Annotated in this window: 18 protein-coding genes; 11 read left to right on the top strand and 7 right to left on the bottom strand. The window is 62.9% G+C overall.

Translation table 11 applies throughout. The annotated features are described in order from the left end of the window. Window positions 1-4 precede the first annotated feature (4 nt). Entirely contained in the window at window positions 5-1,207 is a 1,203-nt protein-coding gene (locus tag QWJ38_RS07125; protein ID WP_290358368.1) for a M20 aminoacylase family protein, read from the top strand. 177 nt (window positions 1,208-1,384) lie between these two features. Here the strand turns inward: QWJ38_RS07125 and QWJ38_RS07120 are convergent, their stop codons facing one another. Continuing rightward, window positions 1,385-3,433, bottom strand: coding sequence for a sensor domain-containing diguanylate cyclase (locus QWJ38_RS07120; protein ID WP_290358367.1), 2,049 nt, complete (start codon window positions 3,431-3,433; stop codon window positions 1,385-1,387). 34 nt (window positions 3,434-3,467) lie between these two features. Between QWJ38_RS07120 and udk the strand changes: the two genes are divergently transcribed. After that, window positions 3,468-4,124: a uridine kinase gene (udk, locus tag QWJ38_RS07115; protein ID WP_290358366.1), complete on the top strand. Its 657-nt coding sequence runs from the start codon at window positions 3,468-3,470 to the stop codon at window positions 4,122-4,124. A gap of 1,225 nt (window positions 4,125-5,349) precedes the next feature. On the opposite strand, the gene QWJ38_RS07110 is transcribed toward udk, so the two are convergent. Both QWJ38_RS07110 and QWJ38_RS07105 read right to left on the bottom strand, forming a co-directional pair. Then, entirely contained in the window at window positions 5,350-6,930 is a 1,581-nt protein-coding gene (locus QWJ38_RS07110) for a hypothetical protein (RefSeq protein WP_290358365.1), read from the bottom strand. Continuing rightward, a complete protein-coding gene (locus tag QWJ38_RS07105) occupies window positions 6,927-8,393 on the bottom strand; it encodes a hypothetical protein (protein ID WP_290358364.1) in 1,467 nt (488 codons plus the stop codon). The genes QWJ38_RS07110 and QWJ38_RS07105 overlap by 4 nt, the downstream gene beginning before the upstream one ends. A 449-nt stretch (window positions 8,394-8,842) precedes the next feature. Here QWJ38_RS07105 and QWJ38_RS07100 point away from each other — a divergent pair, with 449 nt between their 5' ends. The 4 genes from QWJ38_RS07100 to QWJ38_RS07085 all read left to right on the top strand — a co-directional run bounded on the left by QWJ38_RS07100 (window position 8,843) and on the right by QWJ38_RS07085 (window position 13,722). After that, entirely contained in the window at window positions 8,843-9,541 is a 699-nt protein-coding gene (locus tag QWJ38_RS07100; RefSeq protein WP_290358363.1) for a hypothetical protein, read from the top strand. A 49-nt stretch (window positions 9,542-9,590) separates the two neighbouring features. Continuing rightward, window positions 9,591-10,691: a hypothetical protein gene (locus QWJ38_RS07095; RefSeq protein WP_290358362.1), complete on the top strand. Its 1,101-nt coding sequence runs from the start codon at window positions 9,591-9,593 to the stop codon at window positions 10,689-10,691. A gap of 1,641 nt (window positions 10,692-12,332) precedes the next feature. Continuing rightward, complete coding sequence (locus QWJ38_RS07090; protein WP_290358361.1) at window positions 12,333-12,674, top strand: hypothetical protein; 342 nt, start codon at window positions 12,333-12,335, stop codon at window positions 12,672-12,674. Next, window positions 12,667-13,722: a tyrosine-type recombinase/integrase gene (locus QWJ38_RS07085; protein WP_290358360.1), complete on the top strand. Its 1,056-nt coding sequence runs from the start codon at window positions 12,667-12,669 to the stop codon at window positions 13,720-13,722. Before QWJ38_RS07090 ends, QWJ38_RS07085 begins: the two co-directional genes overlap by 8 nt. 16 nt (window positions 13,723-13,738) lie before the next feature. On the opposite strand, the gene QWJ38_RS07080 is transcribed toward QWJ38_RS07085, so the two are convergent. After that, window positions 13,739-14,551, bottom strand: a complete 813-nt coding sequence (locus tag QWJ38_RS07080) for a hypothetical protein (protein WP_290358359.1) — start codon at window positions 14,549-14,551, stop codon at window positions 13,739-13,741. Between the two features lie 237 nt (window positions 14,552-14,788). On the opposite strand from QWJ38_RS07080, the gene QWJ38_RS07075 reads away from it, so the two are divergent. Further along, a complete protein-coding gene (locus tag QWJ38_RS07075; RefSeq protein ID WP_290358358.1) occupies window positions 14,789-15,067 on the top strand; it encodes a hypothetical protein in 279 nt (92 codons plus the stop codon). 394 nt (window positions 15,068-15,461) lie between these two features. On the opposite strand, the gene QWJ38_RS07070 is transcribed toward QWJ38_RS07075, so the two are convergent. The 3 genes from QWJ38_RS07070 to QWJ38_RS07060 all read right to left on the bottom strand — a co-directional run bounded on the left by QWJ38_RS07070 (window position 15,462) and on the right by QWJ38_RS07060 (window position 19,193). Further along, window positions 15,462-15,902 (bottom strand): hypothetical protein, encoded by a 441-nt coding sequence (locus QWJ38_RS07070; RefSeq protein ID WP_290358357.1) that lies wholly within the window; start codon window positions 15,900-15,902, stop codon window positions 15,462-15,464. A 214-nt stretch (window positions 15,903-16,116) separates the two neighbouring features. Next, window positions 16,117-17,811, bottom strand: coding sequence for a tyrosine-type recombinase/integrase (locus tag QWJ38_RS07065; RefSeq protein ID WP_290358356.1), 1,695 nt, complete (start codon window positions 17,809-17,811; stop codon window positions 16,117-16,119). 137 nt (window positions 17,812-17,948) lie between these two features. Then, window positions 17,949-19,193 carry a DUF1173 family protein gene (locus QWJ38_RS07060; protein WP_290358355.1) on the bottom strand — a complete coding sequence of 415 codons (1,245 nt, stop codon included), beginning with the start codon at window positions 19,191-19,193 and terminating at the stop codon, window positions 17,949-17,951. Window positions 19,194-19,713: 520 nt separating this feature from the next. Between QWJ38_RS07060 and QWJ38_RS07055 the strand changes: the two genes are divergently transcribed. The 4 genes from QWJ38_RS07055 to tssB all read left to right on the top strand — a co-directional run bounded on the left by QWJ38_RS07055 (window position 19,714) and on the right by tssB (window position 23,842). Next, the gene (locus tag QWJ38_RS07055; RefSeq protein ID WP_290358354.1) at window positions 19,714-20,421 is read left to right on the top strand and encodes a response regulator transcription factor; all 708 of its coding nucleotides are present in this window, start codon (window positions 19,714-19,716) and stop codon (window positions 20,419-20,421) included. Window positions 20,422-20,543: 122 nt separating this feature from the next. Beyond that, the gene (locus QWJ38_RS07050; RefSeq protein ID WP_290358353.1) at window positions 20,544-22,223 is read left to right on the top strand and encodes an ATP-binding response regulator; all 1,680 of its coding nucleotides are present in this window, start codon (window positions 20,544-20,546) and stop codon (window positions 22,221-22,223) included. An 89-nt stretch (window positions 22,224-22,312) separates the two neighbouring features. Then, a complete protein-coding gene (gene tssA, locus QWJ38_RS07045; RefSeq protein WP_290358352.1) occupies window positions 22,313-23,320 on the top strand; it encodes a type VI secretion system protein TssA in 1,008 nt (335 codons plus the stop codon). A gap of 18 nt (window positions 23,321-23,338) precedes the next feature. Next, complete coding sequence (gene tssB / locus QWJ38_RS07040) at window positions 23,339-23,842, top strand: type VI secretion system contractile sheath small subunit (protein ID WP_290358351.1); 504 nt, start codon at window positions 23,339-23,341, stop codon at window positions 23,840-23,842. Window positions 23,843-23,856: the final 14 nt, after the last annotated feature.

Raw genomic sequence — 23,856 nt, 5'->3', positions numbered from 1 at the left:
CACCGTGACCTACCTGCTGCAAGCCCTGCGGGCTCGAGCCGGCGAGTTCATCACGCTGCGCCGCGACATCCACCGCCACCCGGAGCTGGCCTTTGAGGAGCACCGCACGGCCGCCCTCGTGGCCGACAAGCTGGAGGCCTGGGGCTACACGGTCGAGCGCGGCATCGGCGGCACCGGTGTGGTCGGCACCCTGGTGCGGGGGCAAGGCCGCGCTCGTCTGGGTCTGCGGGCCGATATGGATGCCTTGCCAATCCATGAAGACAGCGGCGCCGCATGGTCGAGCCAGCGGCCCGGCCTGATGCATGCCTGCGGCCATGACGGTCACACGGCCATGCTGCTGGCCGCGGCGCGCCATCTGGCCGAACAGGGCTCGTTCGACGGCACGCTGCACCTGATCTTCCAGCCGGCCGAGGAAGGCGGCGGCGGCGCGCTGCGCATGATGGAAGACGGTCTGTTCGAGCGCTTCCCCTGCGATGCAATCTTCGCCATGCACAATATGCCCGGCATCGAGCAGGGCCGCCTGGTCTTGCGGGAAGGTCCGGCAATGGCGTCCTCGGACTACGCCACCATCACGCTGACCGGCTTCGGCGGCCACGGTGCCCTGCCCCATCGGACGGCCGACCCGATCGTTGCGGCGGCCAGCATCGTCATGGCCCTGCAGACCATCGTGTCGCGCAATATCGATCCGCTGCAGGCCGCGGTGGTCACCGTCGGCGCGCTGCAGGCCGGCAAGGCCAACAACGTCATCCCGGCAACGGCCACCTTGGAGCTTAGCGTGCGTGCGCTCGACCGCGCGGTGCGTGCGGCGATCGAGCGGCGCATCAAGGCGCTGGTCACGGCGCAGGCCGAGAGCTTCGGCATCGCGGCGCAGATTGAATGGAAGCCCGGCTATGCGGTCTTGGTCAACACGCCGGCCGAGACCGCCTTCGCCCGCGAGGTCGCGATGGAACTCGTCGGCGCCGATCAGGTCACGCCGCAGGGCCCGCCCTTGACCGGCAGCGAGGATTTCGCCTTCATGCTCGAGCGGGTGCCCGGTAGCTATCTGCTGATCGGCAACGGCACGGAATCAGGCGCAGGCCAGGGGGGCTGCATGGTCCACAACCCCGGCTACGACTTCAACGATGCCAATATCGGCACCGGCAGCGCCTACTGGGTGCTGCTTGCCGAGCGATTCCTTAGCCCTCAAAGATCGGCCATCGCTGCTTAGATTGCCGCCGGCATCGAAGCCCGTTGCCACGCCGGCGCGAGCGCAGTCAATGGCTACGACGGAGGCAATCGCTGCGAAGCCATGGCCCGCCACCGGGCCGGCGTGCCCGTTCACAATCGCCCTGCCTCGTTGGTACGGCTTGCTGAGATGGCAGCGGCGAGGTCCTGAAAACTGCAGCTATGCACAGACAGCACGGTTGCGCCCTTCGCGCTTGGCACGGTACATGGCCTGATCGGCTGCCTTGAACAGTTCGTCGGGCGTCGTCTGGCCGCTGGGCCGCAGCGCCGCGACGCCGATGCTGGCGGTCACGCAGCCATAGGCGGAGGCTTCGTGCGGCAGTTGCAGCGCCTGCAATGCTTCGCAGACACGTCGCCCCATGTTCAGCGCGCCCTCAACATCGGTGGCGGGCGCGATGAAGACAAATTCCTCCCCGCCGATACGGGCAACGACGTCGCTGTTGCGACTCAGGCAGCTGGCAATCACCTCGGCAACCCGGCGCAAGCAGGTATCGCCGGCCTGGTGCCCATGGCGGTCGTTGTAGAGCTTGAACCAGTCCACATCGATCAGGCCCAGCGCCAGCGGCTGACCGTTGCGCCGGGCGCGCTGCCACTCGCTGGCAAGCGCGGTTTCGAAATGCCGGCGATTTGCCAGCCCGGTCAGCACGTCGGTGCTGCTCAGCGCTTCGAGCTTGCGGTTGGCGGCCTCCAGCTCGGCGGTGCGCTCGGCAACGCGGCTTTCCAACTGCTGCTCGGAGGCCTTCAGCCGCTCGACCAGCTGACGCTCCGCCTCCAGCGCCGCCGCCTGGGCCTGGGCTTTTTCGCGACGCAGCGCGTTGTAGCGCTCGGCCAGCGCGAAGGAAAGCAGCAGCATCTCGATCGCCGAGCCGATTTGCGTGCCGTCGACCGTGAAGACATTGGTCGGCAGCACACCGAGATTGCGCAGATGCGTCAGCATCACGGCCAGCAGGATCGCGGTGAAGGCGGCGACGAAGTAATAAGCGCTGCGCTGTCGCCGTGACGCACAGACCAGGCCGGTCACCAGCAGCAGCAGCGAGGTGGCCGCACTCAGCGCCACAAAAAAGGGCGTGACCTGGCGAAACCACAGCGGCAGCGAGACGAAGGCCAGCAGGTTCAACCCCATGAAGAGGCGCAGCAGCCGGTCCAGCCGCGGTGCTTGATCGGCGGTGTTCAGCACGCGGCGGGCGAAGGCGAGGATCGCGATTGCCGCCAGCGCTGTCGGCACGTTGACACCCATCATCGACCAGGCTGGCAGATCTCCCCAGAGAAACTCCTGGCCGATGCCGGTGAAAGCGGCCAGCGCCAGCGAAACACAGCCAGCAAAACCCACGTAGAGCAGATAGCTGATGTCGCGCAGCGCGAGGAAAAGCATCAGGTTGTAGATTCCGATGGCGATCACGATGCCGAAGTACAGGGCCTGTATGAAGTAGTCGCGGTGCTCATGGGCCTGCAGGGCCGCCGGCTTCCAGAGCTGCGCGGGCACGTTCAGCGAGTTCGGCGACGCCACGCGCAGGTAGAGCTCCTGCGTCGCGCCGGGCTGCAGACGCACGGGCAGCACGAAGAAACGGCTCTTGTGCGGCCGCGCCGCAAAAGGCCGCGCATAGCCCAGGGCCAGGTGTTCGTAGCCGCTGCCGTCGGTGCCGGGGCGGTAGAAGTCGAGTTCGGCCAGCAGGGCATAGGAAATCAGCAACTGGCGCTCGATCGCGTTCTCGCCCGGATTGACCATGCGCAAGCGCAGCCACATGGCCGAGCGGGTGTACGAGTAGCCCAGCGCCTCACCCCGCCCCCGGCCGGCGGTAAAGCGATCGGGTGCGCCGGGGCGGGTCAGCTCGCTCAGCGTCATGGTGCCGGACGGGTCCTCGAGCACCGAGAAGTACTCGGTCAGCGATACCGAGTCCCTGGTGTCCATTCTCGCGTCGAGCACCGGAGCATTGGCGCTGGCGGTGCCGCTGCACAGCGCCAGCGCGCACAGGGTGATACCAAATAGAAAATGTCTGATGGTCTGGTGCATCGAACGGCAAAGGGTCAGAAGGACGCAGCTGGGATGCGCATTGTGCGTGTGATCAAGCCGCGCCTGTCTGAACGGATGGCCCGCCGCAGCAATCCGAGTCGAACGGTCATCGCACACTCGCCGCCCGATGACGAATGCCTCTGTTCCAGCCTGAAGCGGCCCCCATACCGCTAAAAATCTGCTCGCCAGCTTGTACATTCGCAGGCATTGCCCCAGCCCGCACCACTACCTCATGCCCAAAACCCCTCACAAGCCTTTCGTCATCGGTGTCGCAGGGGGCAGCGGCAGCGGCAAATCGACGGTGACGCGCCAGGTGTTGGCCGCCATCGGGCGGGAGAACGTGGCGGTGGTGATGCAGGATGACTACTACCGGGACCAGTCCCACATGCCGCCGGAGGAGCGGCGCAAGCAGAACTACGACCATCCCGATGCCTTTGACTGGCCGCTGATGGCGCAGCACCTGGCCGCGCTGCGCAGGGGTGAGGCGATCGAGATGCCGGTGTATGACTTCTCCGCCGACAACCGCTCCAGCAAAACCATTACGGTGAAGTCCGCACCGGTGATCGTGGTCGAGGGCCTGTTCGCCTTGTACGACGTCAAGCTGCGCAACATGATGTCGCTGAAGATCTATGTGGACACGGCCTCGGACGTGCGGTTCATCCGTCGGCTGCAGCGCGATATTTCGGAGCGTGGCCGCAGCACCGAGTCTGTGGTGAACCAGTACCTGGAAACCGTGCGCCCCATGCACAAGCAGTTCATTGAGCCAACCAAGCGCAACGCCGACGTGATCCTGCCGCACGGTGCCAACGGTCCGGCGGTGGACATCATCACCACCAAGGTGATGAGCTTGTTGCATGATAAGCAGCGCCCAGCGAGCCAAGCTCAATGAGGCAATGACAGCCCCCGGATTGCCCCATCAGTCGGACCCGGAAACGAAAAAGCCCGACAGATCATTGATCTATCGGGCTTTTTGCCTACCGAATTTGGTAGGCGCGATTGGATTCGAACCAGTTCGAAGCCCGAGGAAGACTAGTGCCTCATAGGAGACGCCCTCCCCTCCAGCCCCCTCAATTCCCATGAACTGCCCCATCGGACTGCCCCATTTGAAGCTGGACGTCAGCCAGGTGCCGCAGCTGATTCCCCGACCGTCTTCTCCGCAGCGTGTCCGGTCATTCGGCGGCTGAAGTCGAACTCACGCTGTCGGCCGCCTACCGGTCGTTGACTTGCTCGGCCTCTGGTCCGGCGAGCGTCCGGTGTGAAGGGCGCTGCAGTCATTCGCGGCAGCAAGAGGCGCCGCCAGGACGTCACCCTGGCGGAGGACCGCTGCTGCGGCCGGTGGACTCGCGCGATCAACCCTCAGCGGACCTTCAGTTTGTTCGAATCGCGAGCCGAAAGCTATCGTTCAGCGTGTGAACTAGGCGGCAGACGACGGCAAATGCCGGGCGCTGGCAGGTAAATTCGCGGCGCACGATGAGCCTGCGCCTGGTCGCCGCCCCCTTTCCCCAGCGACGCAGCGATCCACCTAGCTCTCCTGTTGTTCCCCTCGTTACTCTCAGCGCTCCGACTCTCACCGGGGTCATTTCCGTAGGGGTGCCTCCGGACATTGCTTTGGCTCCACAACTGGTTCATTCCCGGGCAGCTGCCGCCCCTTGTTTATGTGCGTTGGCACTTCGAAAACGTAGCCATTAGCGATCATTTCCGCTTGAATCTCTTCTGTTATGAAGAATGGCTGCTCGTCCCGTTCTGGTTCCGTCATGACTCATCCTTCGAAAGGCACATCTTCGCAGCTCCTAAGACCGCAATGGGTTAAGGCTGTGTGAGAACGCTGGACGAGGCCGTACGGCGGACCTTTTGCACACCGGCCATCCGTGGCCGTTCGGGTTGATCAGGGCATGCGTCGCCTCGTTATGCCCGCGACACACGGATGAGCTTGGAATGGGCATGTAAAAGGCTAATGCCCTCGCCAACCTCATCGCTTCTGCCGTACCCAAGAGGCTGACCAGCCCTTTGAGGTTGCATGCCAGCACATGCAGGCTGACCTCTGTTGACACATGCTTTAAGGTTTTCATCAAGAAGACGAGAACCCTCCCTGTGCTAGCTCAAGATGATCCTCGTCACCGTTTCTCAGCGGCGTGCGCTGACGGTGTGAGCCGGATATGGGTGATCGAGTTCATCCATGTTTCGACCGTGCCATAGACGAGCCCTGTGGGCACCATCGCGACGGCAGGTGCGAGGACGTGATAGAACACCGGCTCGGCACGAACCACCCAATTCACGAGCAGCGCAGCTGGCGGCATCCGCTGCTCCAGACCGTGCGACATGCGTTCGAAGGCACGAGACGTGGTGATGCGGTTGGACAGCAGCAGCGGCAGCCCCAAGACACAGGCCACGATGCCCATGCGCAAGACGCCTCGCGCACGCGCGGACAGTGGCGTCCACCCGACCAGTATGGCGCCCAGGTTGACCAAGGCGAACAGCAGGGACATCCCCAAAGCGATGGGCGGAACGATGACGGCCCTGATGGCATCGATGCCCGCTTGGTGATTACGGCCGCCGGGCGCGTAGCTCTCAGACGACAAGCGGACTTTCTCGCTGGCCTCGCGGACCCGCCGTTCTACCGGAGGGCCGAAGATCTGCTTCTTGAAGGCGTTGAAGCTCAACGTCAAGTCGATCGGGCCGGCCGGCAGCTCGAAACCGCTGCCGCCACTGGCGATCTGACGCTTCACGAAGCCCTGCACGTCGGCGTGGGAGCTGAACAGCGCCCAGTCGAGTCCGGGTGCGATGCTGGTTCGGCCGCCCAGAATGGCATCCGCCCTGGCGCGAAACTGCCGCAGCGCACGGCCTTGTGGCAGCGAGTCGACGAACGTCTCCCTGTCGTCCAGACGCCAGTGGTCCGGAACGTCCACGCCACGCTTGCGCAATGCCTCGATGACCCGGCGCCGCTGCATGTCCGTGGCCGTCGCCGGGGTGAAAGGATGTTTGTTGATTTCCTGCAGATAGTCATTCCAGGAGCGATCCGCATCGTCACCTGGCAGTCCCGAGAGGGTGCGCGAAGCGGCGAGATAGTCGCGATTGAACCTGTCGCGGAGCTGGTTGACGCTGTAGACATAGCGCTCGTTGTAGGCGCGCTCGGGCGACCCCGCCTCGGCAAGCACGACGGTGGTGACCAGTTCGGCTGCTTTCGGATTCAGCGAATCGGTGAGGGACCCCGACGCATAGGCGATCGCAGGTAGCACCACGAAGAACGTCTTCCCCTCGGCAGCCGAAGCCGCCTTGCAGTCCAGGTCGAGTTCGGGGATCCCTGCCACGCAATGCTTCATGCCCTTGGCTAGCAGTACAGCCAGCGCGGCGCGGCGCTTTTCCGTTGGGCTGGCGGAATTCGCGAGATAGTCGACGGCAGCCTTTTGGCCGAAGAACACCAGTACGGCGATACAGAGCGCGCCAGCAAGCGCGCCGAGCCGTGGGCGCGTGACGGGTAGCCGCGCAAAGAGCCACGCCAGAAGCCGCAAGGTCAGGAGAGATGCTCCAGTCGCCGAAAGCAGGCGGCCCTGCAACTCGAGATCATCGATCTCGTTGCGACCCGGAAGTCCGCCGGCCACGTCGACCAGCCGGATATTGAATGCCAGCTCGAAGCCGAGATAGACGAGCGTGACGAGGACAATTCCGACCGGAACGAAACCGCGTTCGACCTTCACTTGGCGTCGATCTTGATGCGGGGCGCGGGAGCGGTGGAAGGCACCGCTACGGCAGACAGAGGCCGCACCTCACCTGCACCGGAGCGTGTGGTTGTCGCAGCAGCTGCGCCCGCGGTGACCGCCGCAGGCGCACTATTGGATTCGCGCACGAGATGTGCTTGCGCCGAATTCCACATCACCTCTGAGCGCACTCGCGCTCGGCCTTCCGCTACGACCTTGTCGATCGGACGAGTGCACATCCTTGGTGACGGCAGCGCGGACACGGGCGAGGTGACCTCCAAGGCGAATGAGACGTGCCTCAGATCTCGGATATCGCCGGCACGGCGAGAAAGCGCGCGGGCCTCATCCTCCGGCATTGAAAAGCTCAGCTGCTGTGGCAACGGCTTATCGAGGCGGTAGCAAACCACATTCCAACCGGCTCCATAGGGGCCGACGCGCATGCAGACCGAGCCGGGATCGCAGCCACTGTCGGGGAGGCTCCCCATCACCTTGGATACGACTCGCCGGTCGCGCTCATCCCAGGAGGTCATCGCTTCCACGAAAACGTGCAACTGTCGGCTTTCGATGACGGCGCGACCGAACGTGGAGAACGCCCTGTTCAGGTTCCGGAGGCAGTCTTGCTTGGCGAAGGTCTCGCTCGTATGCGCACATTTCTCCCGCAGACGCTGAAGCTCGATCTTGGCAGGACTGTTGCCATGATTCTCGTTTCGCAGGAAATCATCTATCAGGTTGTCCATCGCGCCATGCACCTTGGTCATGTCGGTGGTGGCGTAGAGCACCGCCATGCCCAACCAACTGTCCGTCCAGTACACGCCGCGGCGCTCCAGTTCCGCGGGGTCAAGCGGCAGGCCGACCGCAATACGGCCACGCTCTGAAGCGGAGACGAGTTCCGGGACGGCGCCCCCCCCTGAACCCGCTGTAGTTGCGGCCGACGAAGTCGTTGCCGCCGCAGCAACTGGTGCTTTGACTGCGACCTGTCCGCTGACGCCCGCGACAGGTGATTCATTTGCTTGCAGATACGCAAATGGAACGACAATCCAGTGTTTGGAGTCGGGGGCATAGCCCGCGTAGGGCAAGCCACCTGCACCCAACGCACCGCCGAACGGCATAACGACGGCCCGACCATGGAACACCAGGTTGAACTGCTGCACGGTGGACTCGCTAATGTCGTAAAGCGAGGCGTACTTGCCGCCCCGATCGTGAACCATCCAGCCATAGGGGAACAAGTTATTTCCCTTCGCGGGCCCCAACGGTGTCGCCGGCAGCGGAAAGCCTCGAGTCCGACCATCCCGCAGGTGAGTTCTCATTACATCTCGCGCCTGCGCAACGATCGCTGAAGCCCATTCGCGCTGCTTCTCGCTCGCCGCCGTATTTGAAGCGCCAGAAGCGGGTGGAAGCGATGCCGATGTGCTCTGCGCGGGCGCCGACGACGCGACCATTAGCGTTCCGATGACGGCTGCCATTCGGAGAATTGTGATTGAGGGGCGTGCAATGGGTGAGCGAGCTACAGCGGCGTTCATGTGCAGGGAACCTCTGGAAGTCAAGAGAGCGCTGAATACTCGGCTCGATTGCTAACGCACAATTCACGCGCGATCGTACGGCTGCCCATCGGCCGCACAGCGCGGAGTTTCCCTTCCCTCGGAAGAGGGGGGCAGTTAGCGAGCCATTTTTTATGAGGTCGTCGAGTGTGCCTGTTTGCTGATTCCCGCGCCTTGGCTCCAGTTGCGCATCGGGTAACCAGCATCAACGCCGGTTGAATGGGGCCTTGAGGTGGGCCAATACTGCCGCGTCTAACCCCCCGTTCGAAGGAAGGGATAGCTCGGGGCAGCACAGTCGGAGTGCAACTCTAAGATTAAAAATTTAGGGAATCTAGCCTAGATGTCGTCGCTCGCTTGACTGTTATCAAGCCGCTATGACCAAGATCAACTTGAACGAACGCATTGGGAGAATGCCTGCAATGTCGATGGAGCCGCCAAAATTCGAGTCGAATCTCAACGGTACGCTATATCAACTGCGCCGATTCGATGGCGTTGTGGCAGAAGCGTCTACGCAGAGTCTTACCCATGTAGGGTCCAGACGAGACGCAGTCACGAACATGACGGAAGTGACCTCGGAAGTCGAGACGGTCAAGAAGATCTGGCTGAAGATGGGGGACGGGAAGGAGAAAGAGTTCGACCTTTCCGAAGCGCCGGATGCGTTCGGCGCGCGTGCTTCGCATCGCCTGAGAATAGTCACGGTGCAGGCAGGAAGTAACACCGCCGTTCTACGGTCCATGGACAACCTGACCAGCGGCGAGCGGTACGAGAATCGGGACTGGGCAAGTCGGCTGGGTCTCGGTTCCGGCTTCATGGATTTCGCACGCTTGTTCGTTCCGATCGTGCTGCTTTTCGTCGTCTACCTGAACGTGGTCGATGGGCATCTGATGTACGCCTACGGATTCAGGCTGAGCGAGTTCGGTGGCACCTTCGCCATTGCGGCATTCGTTACGATCATTCCCACGTTGATCCTCTTTGCCCTCGTCTCCGCGCTGGGCTGGACTCGCGGCGCACGCCACAAGGCGCAAGTCGTGCGGGAGCTCGCTCCGGTGTTAGACAAGCTTGCGAAAGAGTAAGAGGACGCTTCGGTCTGGAAGGTAAAACTTCGATAGCAAAGTCGAACGAATGACAGCAGACACGAGGGAAAGCAAAACGGCAGCGCCCACAGCCGACCCGATGGCGGATGCGCGAGGCTGGATCAAGGAGTATTTGGTTCCGGCCAACACCGCGATCCTCTTTGCGGGGTTCATCGTCGCCGCTCTGGACTTCCTTGCGCCGTCTATGCGGGCCTTTACGCAGAAGCTGATGATCGTCGCGGCCTTGATGGTGGTTTGCCTTCTTGCAATGTCATTGCTGCCGATGCCCGAGCGGCTCAAGAGTCTGTTCGGGACGACCGGTAGGCGTCGAAACATCGCGCTGTGGATTTGCTTCCTTGGCAGCATTCTCGCCGGCTCCGGAATATCGCTGGCCCATGGGGACACCGGCTACCTCAGTTCGAAGGTCGAAAGCATCGGGGCGCTGCAGGGTGCCTTGCTGGGCGTGCAGGCCCAGATTGACCGCGTCGCTGTCGACGTTCGCGCGACAAAGCAGGACACCGCTGTGCTGGTGGCCGCAGCCAAGACGGATGAGATCGCGCGGGAACGGGCGGAAAAGACGTTAGGCCAGGTGCAGCGACAGACCAACGTCGTCCAGGCGCACACAGAAAGGGCTGCGGCCGATACCGAAGTGATCCGCAAGAAGCTGGAGAACCCGGAAAAGGAGGCTGCCGACAAATGCTCGACGATGGACTGCGCGCTCGCCTTCGGAGCAGATCGGTCAGTGTTCGATCGGTTGATGAAGGAAGGAGAAATGCTTTCGTTGAGGTCCCTTGGGGCCGGAATGCGCATGCTTATGCAGCGAAGGGCCCCAAACCGACTTCACATCCTCGATCTCTATCTGTCGACAGGTGTTCTCCCGGACATTAACGCAAACGTGCTTGGCGTTATCTGGAGTGGGGACTTGGCGGACCGGGCGCAGCGAGTGGGCGCACCTGCGTCGCTAGGAACCGCCGCTTGCAACCTTGGACAGCTCCGCCTACTCGAACTGGCGGTGTTGTTGAAGGACACAGAGGCCCAACAATGGCTAATTTCCAAGGGAGCGAACGATCACCTGGATAACAGCTGGTGCCGAACGCATCCATCGGCGCCCGAGCTTTCTAAGTTCAGCGCGGCATCATTGATGCGCTGATGTCGCAGCCTCGTATGCAGCGCGAGCAATAAGTCGCTGCGGGGAATGCACTGCCGCCGTGTGAGAACAACTCGACTTTCAGTCTGGCGGCCAGTCGTAGCAACTAGCGCCGCCCAGTAACAGAACTGAGGCGCGAGTTGCAATTCCTTTGGCGTCCTACGGTTCCTTTGAGGCGCCGACGAGGATGAAGCTACTTTTCTTTGGGACTCCAAGATCCGCGAATTGCTGCGTCAACAAGGTCATCGGTATCTATGACCACACCAGGCGGACAGGTGAGCGGCCTTTCGACTGAGCTGCATCTCGCGCCATGCCGACCGCGCACCCGAGAACTTGCGCGGCTGCTTCTGTAGGTACAGCGGACATCCGGCCACGAATTGTTCAATGACCGGTATCGACCGCAGCGGTCACTGGTTTGCTAGAACTGAACGGCAGCAACCAGCCTAGATCTGCCGTCCAGTCGGTCTGCACACCGTCTGCACACGGTCTGCACACGGTCTGCACACGGTCTGCACACGGTCTGCACACGGTCTGCACACGGTCTAGATCTGCCAATGCCAGAAGGCGCTGAAGGCTAGCCGGTCTGCACACGGTCTGCACACGGTCTGGAGACCGCGTGCGTTCTTGGTTTCGTCGTCTCAGGACGATCCTATGGGCGATCGCGGTGGAGCATTTATCGGCAAACGGTGCAATTCGCTGCCTATTGGGAGGTCGTTTCAGTTCGGGCGGCCGGTGATCCAAATGGCCTGACCGCGACGGTGCGGCGGTGCCGGAATTCGACTCAAAATTTTGTGATTCCAATAGAGAGGCGACTTTCCATCCAGTCTGGATGGGGCCTAGCGGCCGATTTCCTACATATAACTGCATAACGCGATGTGTTGAACCGTTGACGAGGCCATTCGTGATGGATAGAGTGAAGGCTCCTTTTGGCAATGCCGAGGAAGCCTGCGATGCAGGCCCGATGGCGAAGAGGGATGCCTTCTAAGCCGGAGCCGGATACACGCTCCAACCCACTACTTCCAATCACGACCCAGTGATGGGTCCCACGGAAGGTAAACCTGTCGATTCACGGCGCAGCTCATCTGCCCCCGATCGGCATCTCTGGACATCTACTCTGCATGTCCAAAACCCGCAGTCGCAGTCCGAGTCTGTAAAGGAACCGAGCGCCTTTGTGCTTCCTCGGTGCCTCCCTTCAGGGAACTCGTCCGACGGCGTTCCGTGCCCGTGTACGCGTCCTGATGCCCCAATTTTTTCGGCGGCCGAAGGGCTCCTTTGTGAGCGCTTCGAACCTTTGGTTGGTTGGTGGCTCGTCTCGATCCGATGTACAGGCAGTTGCCTTGTCCATCCATGAGATGACGACCAATTGCTGGGTGTTTTCACCGGGCTGCTGTTAGCAGGCAGCCAATCAGGGCGGTGTACTTGTAAGCGTTGAACTTGCCCCGGTGGGCCGTTCTTGGGCTTTCCCCGAAAGGGGACGCCAATGGGCTTCCGCACAGAAATGGCGGTGCCAATTGCTTTTTAGAACTAACGAACCCGCTTTCCCCTGAGCAGAGAAAAGACGAGCTGTAGCAACTCAACCGAGAAGGAGTCGCTGTGGATCCATGTGTTTCATCGATCGCGCCCGACGTGGCCAGGTCTCGGACCGTGAGCGGGCTCGACGCTCGGCAGCACTACCGCGCATTGCTGGCGAGGGCTGGCCTGTCGCCGCACGGTCGCGATCGTGTCCCCACCCTGGGGCTGCTGCTGGAGCGCATCCGCGTCACTGAACTTTTCGTCGCGGAGCTGAAGTGCTTGTATGGGGCGGTGTTGCCGCCCTCGCGGATTGCTGCCGAATTGATGTCGTCAGTGTTGCTTGCCTGGTATGCCAAATGCATATCCGCGCAGGAGATGGCCGAAAGGGTCAGGGTCGCGGCGTGGCTTTTCGATTTGTGCGTACCGGATGACTGGAGTCCGGTGCCTTGTCAACCAGGGGCAGGCTATGAATAGCATTCAGGAGACAACAGCCTGGACGGGCCGAAACCGCTACGGAGCACCGTTCAGCGCCCTCGACTTTAAGCGGCAGATAACCGTAATTCTCGATCGCTTTGGGGAGAGTCACCTCCATCGCGCCAAGGCTGTCGGGGTCATGACGAAGAAGGCTCGCGCCTATGTCACCTACCAGGTGTTTGACGATATCCGCCTGGCCGGCTATGCACTGAAGTCCGTCTTGAATCTCGACCAGCGGCACATTTGCGCTGTCGCAGAAAAGTGGCGCCAGCAGCAACTGAGCGCCAGCACGATCCAGGGCCGCCTGTCCATTCTCAAGTGGTTCAGCATTGCGATAGGCAAGCGCGGCTTGATCCGGGAGCCGGCGTTCTACGGCTTTGAGGCCGACGACGTAGCTCGGACCTACGTTGCCGAGCACGACAAGTCTTGGACCGGCAACAATGTCATTCCCGCCGAGATGATCGTAAAGGCATATGAATTGGACCAGTGGGTGGGATGCCAACTCGAACTCATGAAGGAATTTGGCCTGCGGGTGACCGAAGCCACGCTGCTTCGGCCGCGGGCATCGGATACCGGTGCGGCGCTGGTTGTCGAACTGGGGACAAAGGGCGGGAGGACGCGGATCGTCAAGATCAGAACGGACGCCCAGCGCCAGCTCCTTGAGCGAGCGAAGGTGCTCGCACTGTCAGGGTCACGCGGATCGATGATTCCCGCATCCAAGACCCCTGCCCAGGCGCGTAATCGCCTCTACTACATCTGCCGCAAGCTTGGATTGACGAAGGATCAACTCGCGGTAACGCCACACGGTCTCCGGCATCAGTATGCGAACGACCTGTATGAAGAAGTTTCGGGGGTGCCGTCAGCCGTGCGCGGCGGGTCCGCGATCCTGGACCGTGCTGCTGATCAACTGGCTCGCCAGGAGGTTACCCGGGATCTGGGCCACGCTCGGGAGAGCATCACCGCTGCCTACACCGGCCCACGTAAACCCGGTCGACCGCCGGTATCGGCGCTCAGGACCGATGTGTCGGGCGATGGCAGCAGTGAATGAGCGACGATCGTCTCAGCTAGAGTCCGGTGCAGAGATACCACTCCGCCGGATTCGTCCAAACCGTCTCCTGTCGAAAATCTCCCGGCGCTATCGCAGGTGCGCGAGTGAGGGCGGCACGAACCACCAAGATCTTCAGCCGGTCGGTCGTCGAGTCGTCCACGTAGCCGAAGTAAGTGATGCCACCGGACTGGCGACACACTGCCGTGCCCCGTTTTTTCATCAGGGTCCACTCGCGCTCGACGCGTGCGAGCTGGTCTGCGGCCTCCTGCGCTCGCCTTGCCATCGCAGCGTCCGTTTGACGTTGCTTATGGGCAAGCTCGGCCTGCTGCATCGCGCTTGTCTTGAACCCATACCGCAGCAACTGGGCCCTATAGGCCGAAGAGGCAGATGCCGACGTCGCCTCAAGAACGCTCACCTCGATCTGCGAGCAGTTGTCCTCGAACCCGGTGACCCTTGCCATGAACAGAACGGTATCGTGATCCGAAGGGGCGGAGCAGAAACCTTCCTCATAGATACCACCGCGGCGGCGACAAAGTTCACCATAGGCTTTCTTGGTCCACAGCAACGGGTCGCCCCGCTCGTCCGACCGGCACCACCAGGTCTTCCCGGCACGGTAGCCGTCGAAGTCCGTGTACTTCCCGCGAACCGGGCCGCCCGGCACCTCCGCAAAGTCCAACTGCGAGATATCCGACCCCGTCGTTGCGGCGTACCGGCTCAAATACCGCCCCATGTCGAGAAGGTCGTCCGCCGGTGGCGGCGACTTGTCGAGGGCGCATCCTGCGATGGCAACTGCAGCGACGACGGCAACATGCATCCTGCTCGTCCTCATGAACATACAAGCTCCTTTCAAGTAGTGGTGGCAGAGGTAGAACGGGTTGGCGACCAGCTGGAGGTCCGCGTCATCGAGTTCTTCCCACCGTCGATGCAAAACCAAAGCGTTCTGTTCCGGCAAGACAGACGCAGAGCCGCCCTTCCCCAACCTTTTGACGCGCAAAAAGACTAGTGCCGCGGTGGAGCCGCGCTCAGGAGTCCGCACAAGGCATCACTCCTCCGGTCACCAGAGCGAGTGACCACAGTTTTCTGCGGCAATGAAACGGTTCAGCAAGACCTGGACCTGCACGGCCACCTCGTCTCCGAGTGGATGGCGGCGAAGACGCCAAAGCGCCACGAGCCGCAAAACGAGGTCTGGCTCTTGAATTTCGAACTGCTGCACAAGCCGGATGCGGCCATCTGCTGTCCAGCACGCAAAGCCGTCACGCTCCCGGATCAGGCGCGCCAGGTCGAGTCCCATCGATTCCCGCAGCGCTGCGGCACCCCGAAGTACCACTTCCGGTGGATCGCGTGAACGAACAAAGATCGCAGCTTCGGCTCGGGCGCGAAGTAGCAGATCCTCTAGCGCAGTCCAGGCATCCTCGAGCTCTGGGGGCCAGGTCACTAGCTCCGGGTCGCGCACGCTGAGGTCCGTCGGACCATCGACAAGCGCGACAACCCCATCAACCTCAGCTCTCTCCCCTCCCCTGGAACTCGGAAGCAGAACGCGTCGCTCCGCCAAAGGGCTGACCAATTCAAGACGAGCGAGGTGCGCCGCGTGATCCCCGGTCTCGAAGATCCTTGACGGGCTAGGGGTGGGCTCCGACCAGAGCGGGAGCATCGGCAGCCGGGTTGACGACGTACGCGCATCCGATAAAGCCTCAAGACCTTTCAGCGGAACAGGGCCCGACAGCGGCCCAAGGCGATCGTCACCCATTCAGTGCCGTCCCGATCTGGTCGTTCGCGGGAGATGTCCAGCAGTAGCCGCCGAGCACCCTGATGCACGCGCTCGCGTTCAGGCGTCGCAGTTCATACAGCAGTAGGGCTGCATCGACGGCGGGATCTCCCGCTTGTGCATGCAGCCAGCCCTGACCGGCACCCACTACGGTGCGCCCACCGCGAAGCGGATGAAACCGCACATTCAAGACGATCGGCTCGCGAACAAGCCAGGACAGCAGATCAATGATGTGGCTATCGGCGATGCCTTCGTTCAGGCAGGCAATCTCCATCCGCAGTGGGCCGCCCGTGGCCGTGAGCCCGAGCCGGTTCAAGTAGGCCTCCAGCGCCTGCGCGAAGTTCCGCTCCTGCGCTTCGGCAAGTCCGCGTCGAGTTTGAATCCAAACGGCGAAGCCGTGGAGCGCCTCAACCATGGCGGGGCTCCAAGCCCGGCAGGGCCATCGCATACATGGCGGCGCTGTCGCAGCTGACCCGACGCAGCACGCGGTAAAACGAACCGATCATCCGGACTGTTTTCATGGACCACCTCGATGCTCAAGGCCGCGCGCCAACCGATGACGAGCAGCTCCTCGGCGCTGCATCAAACTACTCGCGCCCATGGGTCATCATCCAGATTTGAGAGTCCGGCTAAGCTCGTTTTCGGGGCGAACGAGCGTCATCGCAATTTTTTTCTCCGCCCGGTAAGTTCGCCGAGCCCAGAGCCGTCTGGCTGAACGACTCCATCGCAGCGATGCGCGCGTCTCGCGGCGCGGTGATGTAGAGAGAAGTCGTGGCCAAGGAACTGTGGCCGAGGTTGGCCCGCACCATTTCGACCGGAATGCCGGCGGCCAGTGTGTGGCTCGCGTGTGTGTGACGGAGCCAATGCGCGCTGGCCCGCAGCAGGTGTTCGGCGTCTTGAACTCGACCTTGCTGATGCAGCTGCGAGGCGAGATCCGCAAAGAATTCCTTGAGGACCTTGTGGACCAGGGAAGCACTGACGTGACGCTTTCGGTTCGCCAGATCTTTCGCGAGCGATGGGGCATGCGCCGGCGTCTTCTTCACGTTTGCCGAAGTCTCCGGCACCAAGGCACCGACCCATGCCGCGTCGGCGATACCCAAACACCAGGGATCACTCCCGAGCCCGCGCGACAGCATGGACCGGCGCAGCTCGGCCAGCAAGGCCTGCGGAACGGGTACTTCGCGGCGGCGTCCGCCCTTTCCAATCACGCTCAGCATGCATGGCGCGGTCTCAAGGTTGGCACCCCGCGCGTGCGAGACGTGGATACTGCTGTCCTGGGAGCCGCAGCCACCAGCATGGTGGTCAAGCCGCCGGAGATCAGACAACTTCAGTCCTGCAAGTTCTGAGAGACGAAGGCCCGTGAGGTACAGCGTGAACAGCACCACCCTCAGGCGGGCCTTCGCCGCCTGTTCCTTCCACGTCGCTGCCATGGGCCGCAGCAACGAAACCTCAATCACCGCCACGGTACCCAAGCCCCGGCTTTCTGAACGGTACTGCAACGCAGTGCCGACCGTGCGATGCGAACGATGGTCATCGGCGACCGGATGATCAGTCTCCTCCGCAACGGCGCGCCACACCAGCGCCCACTGCGCTGCGGAAAGACTCCGCCCAATCTCCAGACAAGGCCGCTGTCCCTGTGGCGCGCCGACACCGGCTAGGGGATTGCCACACAGGTAGCCGACCTCCCGCAGGTACCGGAACAGACTGCTGAGGATGACCTGCACCTGCCGTCGCGCGCCAGCATTCAAAGGTCCTTCGAAGGGACGCCACTCCGGCGTCCAGCGACGATGGCCGCGCGGCGCGCACCAACGAGCTGCAGGCACGGGGTTCTGGATGAAATCCAAGTAGGCCAAGCAGTCCTCATGGGTCGCCGACGACAGCGACAACTGCCGCTCAAGCACGCACCAGAGAAGAAATCGCTCGGCTTCTCGCCGGTAGGCTCGGAGGGTGTGGTCGGTGGTAACGGTTTCATGGCCCCGGCTGCGCGCGCCACTCCGGCCGGAAAAGCGCTGGCGCGCGCACTTGGCGTGCAGCCAGGCCTGGATGGCTTCATAGTCGTTTGCCGCCTCCAACATGCAAGCCACAGCTGGCGCGCGAAACCGACCGTCGCTCCCATCCAGCCCTCCAACTGACCAGGCTTCGATCGGCACCCCTTCAGCAACGATGCCGTCCTGCGCCTCGGAAGGAAACGGGGACATCTGTTCAGAACATCCAGTCTTCGGCCAAGCAGCAACCCAACGTCGCATCTGCATTGGCATCGACATGTTCAAGCCCTGCTCGGCGACATCAAGCAACGCGCCATCCGATCGGCTCTTCATCGTCATGATTGCTTTCCGCCAAGCGCCTGGAACCGCATTCCATCGGATATGGATGGTCACCGGCGCGGGGTCTTGATAGTGGAAGTAATCATGAATGTGCCCAGACCGGCGGCTGGCGTAAGCGCGTATCGGCGCCGACCGATTCAGCGCGGCTTCGCAGGCGGCAGCTCAGGTATTGGCTGACGCGATGCAGCGTCCCACTCGATCAGCGGAAGTTTCATCACTTTCCGCCAATAGTGTCGCTTCAGCCTTTTTTTACGCAGGTAGCGCTTGTTTTTCAGACCCCAGATTTCAATGAGGCAGCGCTGACCGACGTCGAGCAGTTCGACATCAGGCTCATAACGTTCATCTTGCTTACATCTAATCGGTCGCTGGAAATACCGGCCAGAGCGAACCAGATGATTCATGAATCGGACCTCGTGACCGGAGTCCGCCGGAATCCACGTAGCGCTCAACATCATGAGAGCCGCCTTGTGAACGCCGATCATCCCCGAGTCTGATACCCAGAGTTGGGCCACAAAAAGCAGCACCGTCTTTTCGCGCCGCGATCGCGCGCAGAGACTCAGCCATGGTCTCCGAAACGACGTCGAGAGTGATTCGATGATGGCCGGAGATAGCTGAATCGGATCCGAAACGCCAAGAACGTGGATCTTTCCTGTCTGCTTGTCCGATTCGATCTCGTCCACCTGCCCGACCAACAACAGGAGCGGATAGCGCTTTCCTTTTCGACCATCTTGAGCCTGTCGTTTCCGGCTCTCCCAGATTTCCGGGTCATCGTCTTCGACAGAGAAGTGCACTCGCGCGTTCATGCTGTCGCCATTTACTTTGCAGACCTGAGCCAGTTCCCTCAGGCGGCCCATGACAAGGCCGTTGCTTGGTCTCTCGCCCCGGTATGTCGTGAACTCGGCGAGTTCGAGCAACTGCTCGACCAAGCCAACTTGCGTCAGCCGGTTCTGCTGACGTGCACCGAAGTGCCCCCACGGTGGCCTACGCCGGCGGGCCTCGCCGTCAAGGCCATCCGAAACGTCCGCATCGATGGCGGCCTGAAAGTCCGTGCCTGTGTCGGTCTTCTGCCGCGCGGAAGTCCGTCCGAACTGATTGGCATGGGACGAGACGGCAAAGCTGCAATCCGGCGCGTGCCTATGTTGATCGCCAGCTCGGCGCGCCAGGAAGGGCTTTCCGGTCGAGGACAACTTGGAGACAAGTTGCAGCCCTGGCCCATCGGTGCAGTGGCAGATGGCGTGCTCGCCGCGGTCGCGAACACGGAGAGCGTCTCGCGCGAATCGGAGCGCATAGGCCCGTCGATGTGGCTCCAGATCCTCTGGCCGAGCCTTCAGATCCGCAGCAAGAATCTGCAAGTCGCCGAGCGTCACCAATGCGTCACCCATCTGCCCCTCCGACCCAAAGTCGCGATGCCCAAGTCTTGCTTGGCCCGAGTGGGTAGTTGTGCTGGCAATAGGTGCTCCAAACCGCACTTTGGGACTCAAACTGATGCCCATGCATCGGAACGGAGCCGCAGGAGGAGGCTTAACCTCGCCGACCGCAAGCGCCTGGCGTTGCTAACGAACCGATTTGAAGGCGTCAGCGAAGATGAAGTCGTTCAAGGCCGCAACATGTCCTGCGTCGGAAAGCCGTCATAGGCCAACTTCCCGCCAACTTGAAGCAGGCGGACCGTTTCCCTGAAGCTGGAAGGACTCTGCCCTGCTAAGTCTTTCGGGGGAGACCTATTGCGCGAGGTCGATCGCTTTCGGAAGATTGCGAGATCGCCTCATCAATAGTGACTAGGAATAACTCCCTACTTTTTGGGATGTGCAGTCCCTGTCCGCTACCTAGCATTCGGTCGTGAGCTGCCAAGGCAGCCGCGCCGGACGGCGCCGGTCGCGTCGTGCTGACCGGAAGGAGCGCGCCATGCATGCGAATCCAGGGCAGGCAAGCCTTGCCTTTCCCCCATCCTCCGACGAGCAGCGGGGCGCCTCGATCGACCTCGGCCGCAAGCTGCTGCTGGTGGACGATCATGAGTTGGTGCGCTGCGGCGTCAGGACTCTCTGCGCCGAGTTGCAAGGTGTGCCGTTGCAGTGGCTCGAGGCCGATTCGCTCCAGGACGCGCTGCTTGTCTATGCCCGTGAGGAGCCGGTCGACGCGGTTTTACTGGACCTCAACCTGGCCGACTGCAAGGGCCTTCAGGGCTTGCGCCACTTCATCGAGGTCTTTCCCAGCGCCCGCATCGCCGTGTTCAGCGCAACACAGGACGAATTCGTGATCCGCCAGGCGCGAGCGCTCGGCGCGATCGGCTATCTGTCCAAGGGAGCCATGGCTGCCGAGATGTGCGAAATGCTGGCGGCACTGCTATGGCCACCGGCCAAGCAACTGAGCCGGGGCCACTCGGTGAACCACGCCTTGTTTCCTCATTTCTCGCCATCGTCGATGTTCGACCGCGCCGCCGAACTCGGACCACGTCATCTGGAAATTCTCGAACAGGTGCTATCGGGCTGTACCAACCAGGAAATAAGCAACGCGATGCACCTGTCTCTTGGGACGGTGAAGAACTATGTGTCGGGGCTGCTGCTGGCGCTTGACGTGAAATCAAGATCGCATCTGATCAGCCTGTTCCGCTGAAGGTGGCCAGCGGGCGCTCGCGCTTCGTCGCGGTAAAGCCAACCGGCCCGACGCCGGTACCCTGCCCGCAACCCGCCGGATCCGTCGACGGGAAGTCACCGGCCGCGCTTCCGCTCGACCGGATGATCGACGCAGCGGCAAGCGCCAAGCCGATAGCCTGGGCCGGCATCCTCATGCTGCTCGGCTGCGAGTTCACCGTGCTAGGCAGCGATCCTTGGCGCGCCGCCGCCATGCTGGTGGGCATCGGATTGGCGGGAACTTGGTCTCTTGCAGCCTGGCCCCCACATCGGTTCGGGCTGGATAGGGTCCTTCGCCGCCGCCTCGCCACAGGCTCCGCCCTGGCGCTGATCGTCGCGCTGGCGCTACCACCGTGGCTGCCGCCAAGCCCCGGTGACCGGTCGGTGGCGGAGGTCGCGTTGCTGATGATCGCAGCCGCCACCGCATCGTTCGGCCTGAGTGCGACGCTGGCGCCGCTGCGGCTGCCCGCGCTGTGCGCGGCACTGCTGCCGCTGTCGCCAGTGCTGGCGTTCCCAAATCTGGGCGGTGACTTCGCCGTGCTGGCGCTCGCCGCGAGCATGCTGGCTGCACTGGCTGCGCTGCTGGCACTGGCCCAGCAGCGCCTATGGCATCGCCATGCACGGCAGCTCCTCGACCAGGAGGCGCGGCATGCCGCGCTCGAGGCCGCGCGCGACGCCGCCGAGAATGCCGACCAAGAGAAGAGCCGCTTCCTGGCGATCGCCAGCCACGATCTACGCCAGCCCGTGCATGCGCTGGGCTTGTTTGCCGCCACATTGGAGAAGCGCCTGCAGGGCAGTGCCGACGAGCCCGTAGTGCGCAACGTCGTGCAGGCGATCGACGGACTGGATCGCTCGTTCTACGCAATGCTGGACATTTCGCGCCTGGACGCCGGGACCGTGGCCCCAAACTTCCAGCATTTCCCACTGCGCGACCTGTTCCGCCGCCTGCACATGCATTTCGCTGGCCAGGCCGAGATGGCCGGGCTGCACCTTCGCTTCGCGCCAGGCGGCAAATCGGTCACCAGCGATCCGCAGCTACTCGAGCGCATCCTCGGCAACCTGATCCAGAACGCCATCAAGTACACCGAGCACGGCGGCATCGTCGTGGTGGCGCGCAGCACCGCCAGTGATTTCAACGTCGAGGTCTGGGATACGGGCGTCGGCATTGCTGCCACCGAGCTGCCGCGCGTGTTCGACGAGTTCTACCAGTCGGGCCGCGGCCGCGGCCGGCGTCACCAGGGCTTGGGCATGGGGCTGGCGATCGTCAAGCGGCTGGCCTCGTTGCTCGGCCACAGCCTGGCCGTCAGTTCCGAGCCCGGGCGGGGCACGATGTTCCGGATCGGCATCGCGAAGGGAATACTGCCGGATATCCAGGACGTGACCGCCGCAGCAGATACGGTGCCGATGCCTGCGCTGCAAGCGCGGACCGTGCTCGTTGTCGACGATGAGGAGGCCATCTGCCATGGTCTGAGCATGCTGCTGCGCGAATGGGGCTACGAGGTCTTGACGGCCGCCAATGTTGAACAGGCATGCCGCCAGCTGCGGCAGCTGGAGTTCCCGCCCGACCTGATCCTGTCGGACCTACACCTGGGCGAGGGGCCGGACGGTATTGCCGTGATCGACGCGGTACGGCGCGAGTGCGCCTATGAAGTGCCAGCCATCCTCATAACCGGCGACACGACCCACGAGGAGATGCGCCGCGCCGCAGACAGCGGTCACCTGGTGCTATTCAAGCCGGTGCAGCCGCACAAACTGCTGAACGTCATGCGGGGCCTGGTTTCATGAGCCGGGTGTGAAGTGACTTTCGACCACTGTATGCCCGGCGCGATCAGCCTAGAGTGCCGAGCAATCAACGTGACCAGACCGGCTTGCGCATGTCCGACCTCGAACTGGAATCGCTGCTGTCGCCCCTGGACGGTGCCTCCCCCTGCGGCGCCGACCTGGAGTACGACCCTGCGTTCCTGGCGCTGCAAGAGGCCGCCGCCGGCAAGCCCGAGCGCCAGTATGGCGACACGCTCATCCCCGCCGAAGGGCCGGATTGGCCTGCGGTGCGAGAACAGGCCTTGAAGCTGGCGACCCGTACCCGCGATCTGCGGCTGGCCGTCTGGCTGACGCGCAGCGGCGCACGCCTCCAGGGCCTTGCTGGCGCGGTCGAGGGCCTGCAGCTGTTGCAGGGCCTGCTGGAGCGTCACTGGGACCAGGTGCATCCGCAGCTCGACAAAAGCGACGGCAACGACCCCACCGCACGCATGAGCGCCCTGGGGCCGCTGGTGCATCCGAGCGCCGGCCTGGCCGATCTGCGTGCCGCCAGCCTGACCGGTCAGCGCGGTGCGTTGACGATGCGCGATATCGAGCTCGCGCTTGGCCATGCCGAGCCCCAGCTCGGCGAGTCGCCGCCCAGTGCGGACGGTATCGCCCGTGGGCTGGCCGCCGCGCTGCCCCAGCAGCCCACGCTGCCGGCGCTGATGAACAGCGGTGCCGCGGCGGCCCGGGCCATCGCAGCGGTGCTGGAGCGGCAGGTCGCCCCCACGCTCAGCCCTGAACTCGAGCCACTGGTGCGGCTGATGCAGGCGCTGGCGGAGGCGGCGCAACGCCTGCCTGGCGCTGCAGCGCCGGCCGACACCCGCGGCAACATTGCTGTCAGCACAAGCCGCGACACGCCAGTGCCGGCCGGTACCACGATCGCTTCGCGCGAGGACGCGGTCCGCGCGCTGGAGCGCGTCGCCGAATGGCTGGAGCGAAACGAGCCCAGCAATCCTGCGCCGCTGCTGATTCGCCGCTCGCAGCGCCTGATGAGCAAGAGCTTCATCGACATCGTTCGCGATCTCGCCCCAGACGGCCTCAGCCAGATCGAGAAGCTGGCCGGCAGCAGCAATCCCTAGCCCTTCAAGGAGAGCGTCATGGCCACCAGCAGCCAGAAGTTCATCGCCAGGAACCGCGCGCCGCGGGTGCAGATCGAGTACGACGTCGAACTCTACGGCGCTGAGAAGAAGGTACAGCTGCCCTTCGTGATGGGCGTGTTGTCCGACTTGTCGGGCAAGCCCAGCGAGCCCCTGCCGCCAGTCGCCGATCGCAAATTCCTCGACATCGATGTCGACAATTTTGACGCCCGCATGAAGTCGATGAAGCCACGCGTGGCCTTCCCTGTGCCCAACACCCTGAGCGGCGAGGGCAATCTGGCGGTGGACATCACCTTCGAGAGCATGGACGACTTCTCGCCGGCCGCAGTCGCCGCCAAGGTCGAGGGCCTGCGCCAGCTGTTGGAGGCGCGCCAGCAGCTGGCCAATCTGCTCACCTATATGGACGGCAAGACCGGAGCCGAGGAGCTGATCTCCAAGGTGATCAAGGACGAGGCCCTGCTCAAGTCGCTCGCCGAGGCCCGCAAGCCGGCCGCGGACCAGTGAGCCAGTTGGCGCAT

The organism is Roseateles violae (assembly GCF_030410485.1).
In the GTDB taxonomy this organism is placed as follows: Bacteria; Pseudomonadota; Gammaproteobacteria; order Burkholderiales; family Burkholderiaceae_C; genus Roseateles_D; species Roseateles_D violae.
Note: the sequence above shows the minus strand (reverse complement) of the source record. Positions and strands in the feature narration are given on the sequence as shown.